This window comes from Corynebacterium sp. (assembly GCF_012838985.1).
Lineage (GTDB): Bacteria > Actinomycetota > Actinomycetes > Mycobacteriales > Mycobacteriaceae > Corynebacterium.
In genome coordinates this window covers 1-4025 of the sequence record NZ_DUOE01000145.1, presented here as the reverse complement: position 1 = coordinate 4025, position 4025 = coordinate 1, and the positions used below count along the sequence as shown (strand labels likewise).

The window sequence follows — 4025 nt, the reverse complement described above, 5'->3', positions numbered from 1 at the left end:
GGCTCCTCGGGTGCGGTCTCTGTGTCGCTGTCAGAGTCAATTGTGGCAGCTCAGGAGAGTTCCGCACATCGGGGAGCGCCCCGATAAAACCCTGAGATCTAGCAGTCGGCGTCGTCGGAGCCGCAGAAGTCGGGGTGCCCCGGGACGTTGCTCACCGCGAGCAGGTTCGTCAGGTAGTCCCGGAGATGGGAGTGCTGCTCCGGGGTCATGTGGTCGAAGACCAGCCGGCGGACGCTCTCGACGTGCTCCGGGGCGGCGGCCTCGAGGCGGCGCATGCCGTCGTCGGTGAGGGAGACGACGACGCCGCGGGCGTCGCCCTCGCTCCGGCGCTTGGCCACCAGGCCGCGGCGTTCCATGCGGGTGATCTGGTGCGATGTGCGGGAGCGGTCCCAGTCGAGGCTGGCGCACAGGTCGCGCAGACGCTGCGACTGACCCTCTGCCTCGGACAGGCTCACGAGCACAGCGAACTCGGAGCTGGAGAGGTCACTGGTGGCGAGGAGCGTGTCGTCCATGACCCGGTCGATCTTCCGCATGCCCGCGAGAATGAGTCGCCACAGTGCCTGTTCTTCATCGTTGAGCCAACGTGCATCGTTTGCCATGGCACTGACTATAGCCCTCCGATAGGTGACGGCAATAATCCCGACCGCAGCGACTTAAACCGCAGTAGCACCATCTCGATGATTTATATTCACGACGCTACATGCACTTATGCGGACTTCAGAGCACGCGGCAAGCACCTGTTGTTGACGGGTCACCATTCTCTGCTAAGGTGGATACCGAACCGCACGCCGGACACCGGCGGCGGTGTTATTACGTAAACAACACAGGAGAAGAACATGACCAACCTCAACGGAACCTGGATTCTGGACACCGCCCACACCACCATCGCCTTCGTCGCCCGCCACGCCATGGTCACCAAGGTCCGCGGCACTTTCGACGAGTTCGAGGGCTCCGTGACCTTCGACGAGGCCAACCCGCAGGCCTCCGTCGCCAAGGCCGTCATCAAGACCGCCTCCGTGAACACCAACAACGAGGACCGCGACGGCCACGTCCGCGGCGACGACTTCTTCGCTGTCGACCAGTACCCGGAGATGACCTTCGAGTCCACCTCCTTCGACTTCAACGGCACCTCCGGCACCGTCACCGGCGACCTGACCCTCAAGGGTGTCACCAAGCCGGTCACCCTGGACGTCGAGGTCTTCGGCGTCGAGGAGGATCCGTTCGGCAACACCCGCGTCGGCTTCGAGGCCTCCACCAAGATCAACCGCAAGGACTTCGGCGTCGACTTCCAGGCCCCGCTGGGCTCCGGCGGCGTGCTGGTCTCCGAGCAGATCACCATCCAGATCGACGGCTCCGGCATCAAGCAGGCCTAAGCCTCACCCCCAAGAACCGACCCCCGTCTCCCTTGTCATGCAGGGAGGCGGGGGTCTTTTTCTGCGCTTATCGACGCACGCCTTCCCGCCGCGCGGCCTCCCGCTCCTCGCCGTCCTCGAGGAGGGCGGCCTCGCGCAGCTCGGCCTCGTCTTCATCTTCATCCTCGGGGACGGCCGGCGCGGTGGCGGCCGGGGCCTTCTTCTCCGGGCGCGGATCCATCAGCCACGCGATGAGGGAACCGAAAACCAGACCCCAGAACGGGGCGGTGATGCCGAACAGGGTGAGCTCGGAGACGGTGACGAGGAAGCAGACGAGCGCGCCCGTCGAGAAGGCGCCCGAGAACCCGGCGACGAAGGCGTTCTTCAGCGGGGTGAGCATCGCGATGCCCGCCAGGGCGGCGATGAAGGACACCGGCATGGCCAGCATAAAGCCGACGAAGGCGGGGGCGAACAGGCCGACGGCGATGGCGCCGAGGGCGGTGACCATGGCCGCCGCGTAGTGACGCTCGCGGTTCGGCCCGGAGGAGATGAGTGCGTTGGTCGGGCCGGTCAGGCAGGTGGTGACGTTGCCGATGAAGGCCATGGGGATCGACACCAGACCCGCGGCGGCGGACGCCAGGTTGACGCCCGGTCGGTGGCCGGCCGCCCGCAGCACCGCGATGCCCTGCCCGTTCTGGACGATGACGACGGTGATCGCCAGCGGCAGGACCAGTTCCACCATGGCGGCCCAGGAGAATTCCGGGGCGATGAAGACGGGCCGGGTGACGACACCGTCGGCCAGGATGCCGGAGCCCAGGCGTCCGGAGGCGATGGCGATGGCGGTGCCGACGACCGCGGCGATACGGGGCGCGGCGCTGAGTGCCACGAACACCAGCACCATCGGCACCGCGATGAACGGGTCACCCGTCACGGCGGTGACCAGCTCGAGACCGAAACGCAGGAAGATGCCGGCGACCATCGCCATAACGATCGTCGGCGGGAGGGCGGCCATGATCCGCCCGATCAGCCCCGTCCACCCGAGTAGGAACACCAGCACACCCGTGGCCACATACGCGCCGACCACCTCCGCGAAACTCAGGTGGGTCAGCGCGTCGCCGGCGAGGACGGTGCCGGGGATGGTCCAGAAGTAGGCCTGCGGGTAACGGTAGAGCCAGGTGAGGAACAGGGTGAGCAGGCCGTTGCCGAGGAAGGCGCCGAAGATCCAGGAGGAGGTCTCCGCCGTGCTGAGGTTGCCGGCGGCGGCCGCCGCGAGGATCACCGCGATGGGCCCCGAGGCGGAGAAGATGAGCGCGACGAGTCCGTTACCGACCTCCTGGGGGCCGGCGTCGCGGAGAATCTCCCGTAGGCCGGGGCGGGGCAGGTCGGGCTTCTCGATGGCGAGCAGCGGGGAAATGGCCATGGACAACTCCTGATAAGTATGACTAGTTGCTGGCGCGAGTGTGGCACAGCACACAGGCCCGCGCATCAGGTACACCCCCTCACATTTCCCAGGGGGTCGCGTGCGAAACCGCGAACCACCCCGTTGCCGCAGGTCACAGACCCGCAAGGTCGTTCGCATATCGCACGCCCGTACCCCCGGCGAACACCCTCGGTGGAGGGGCCAGCCCCTACGCCTGCTCCTCCGCCCGGCGCCGACGCCCCCACCACAGGCCGACGAGCCCTGCCGCCACCATGAGGGCGAGCGCGCCGACGAACACGTCCGGGCCCGGGGAGGACTTGGCCTGCAGGCGACCGTCGAGAAGAGCCCCCGCCGTCGCCAGCACGAAACCGATGACGATGGGACGCCACCGCAGCCACGAGGTCACCATCGCCAGCGTGTACACCGCCGCCGGCAGACCCAGCGGGCTGGACATGCCGAGCAGGATGACCAGCCCGTCCACACGCGTCATCCTCCCCGCCGAACCGCCCGCCAGCACCCACACGAAACCGAGCAGGGCGAACGCCCCGACGACCAGCCACAGCATCAGGTAGAAGGGGCGGTCCCCGGCGTCCAGCTCCGGGAAGAGGTCCCGGCCCTGCCAGCCGAACACCGCCGGGGTGGCGAGCAGCAGCGTCCGGCGGGAAAGTCCTGCTCAACCCCGCCGTCACGTAATCACCGGGCCGGACTTCAGCTCCTCGATGGCGTACTCGGTGCGCCCGCCGACGCGCTCGTAACGCTGGGGCACGCAGGTCAGCACGATGACCTGGGCGGCCTCCCCCATCCGGGAGAACAACGTCGCCATGAGCTGCAGGCGGGTGGGGTCGGTGGAACCGAGCGCATCGTCGACGATGACGGGCACCGGCACCTTCCCGTCGCCGGTGTCCCGGGCGGTGAGCTGGGCGATGGCGAAACGGGCGAGGATCGCCAGCTGTTCCTTCGCTCCGCCGGACAGGTCCGCCAGCGGCACGGTGTCGACGCCGACGCTGCGCTGGGTGACCTCCAGCTGATCGGAGAGCCCGAACTCCACGTCCGGGCCGAACACCGGGCGGGCCAGGCGGGTGAGCTGCTCCGCGAAGGGGCGGGCGTAACGAGCCCGGGCCTCCGCACGGTGGCGGTGCAGAGTCTCGCGCAGCAGACGCACCGCCTCGGCGCGGCGGCGTACCGAATCCAGGCGGTGCTCAGCCGCCTCGCGGGCGGAGGCAGCCTTGTCCAGACGCTCGGCCGCGCCCTGC

The 4025-nt window shown here is 68.3% G+C and carries 4 protein-coding genes and 1 pseudogene; 1 reads left to right on the top strand and 4 read right to left on the bottom strand.

From position 1 onward, the window contains the following. Positions 1-98: 98 nt before the first annotated feature. Positions 99-599: a MarR family winged helix-turn-helix transcriptional regulator gene (locus tag GXZ33_RS08325; protein WP_291340388.1), complete on the bottom strand. Its 501-nt coding sequence runs from the start codon at positions 597-599 to the stop codon at positions 99-101. Positions 600-836: 237 nt separating this feature from the next. Between GXZ33_RS08325 and GXZ33_RS08320 the strand changes: the two genes are divergently transcribed. Beyond that, positions 837-1373, top strand: a complete 537-nt coding sequence (locus GXZ33_RS08320; RefSeq protein ID WP_291340387.1) for a YceI family protein — start codon at positions 837-839, stop codon at positions 1371-1373. A gap of 67 nt (positions 1374-1440) precedes the next feature. On the opposite strand, the gene GXZ33_RS08315 is transcribed toward GXZ33_RS08320, so the two are convergent. The 3 genes and pseudogenes from GXZ33_RS08315 to GXZ33_RS08305 all read right to left on the bottom strand — a co-directional run. Beyond that, positions 1441-2772, bottom strand: coding sequence for a benzoate/H(+) symporter BenE family transporter (locus GXZ33_RS08315; RefSeq protein ID WP_291340386.1), 1332 nt, complete (start codon positions 2770-2772; stop codon positions 1441-1443). Positions 2773-2980: 208 nt separating this feature from the next. Then, positions 2981-3403, bottom strand: coding sequence for a hypothetical protein (locus tag GXZ33_RS08310; protein ID WP_291340385.1), 423 nt, complete (start codon positions 3401-3403; stop codon positions 2981-2983). A 54-nt stretch (positions 3404-3457) separates the two neighbouring features. Next, a pseudogene (locus tag GXZ33_RS08305) lies at positions 3458-4025 on the bottom strand (hypothetical protein); the annotation flags it as partial.